The sequence below is a fragment of the Buttiauxella brennerae ATCC 51605 genome (assembly GCF_001654925.1).
GTDB lineage: Bacteria > Pseudomonadota > Gammaproteobacteria > Enterobacterales > Enterobacteriaceae > Buttiauxella > Buttiauxella brennerae.
Window position 1 is genome coordinate 1 of sequence record NZ_LXER01000081.1, and the last position, 281, is coordinate 281.

General features: G+C 53.0%; 1 protein-coding gene. It reads left to right on the forward strand.

The features are described from left to right. On the forward strand, positions 1-281 hold a 281-nt coding region (locus M975_RS22085; protein WP_245164530.1), incomplete at both ends, for an RHS repeat domain-containing protein.

A 281-nucleotide genomic window follows, 5' to 3' on the forward strand; every position in this document is an offset into this window, starting at 1 on the left:
CTTCACACCACTGGCGCGTTATGAGAAAGGACTGTTGCACTATGCGGTAACCGATACGGTCGGTCGTATTCAGGAATTACTGACCGAAGACGGCACCATCGTCTGGCGCGGTAAGCAACAGCTCTGGGGTCGGGAAGAAAGTGCGAATGATGACAAGCTGAGTTGCAGACTGCGCTTTCCGGGGCAATACGAAGATACAGAATCCGGGTTGCACTACAACCGCTTCCGTTACTATGATAGTGAAACGGGACAGTACATTTCGGCAGACCCGATAGGGCTGG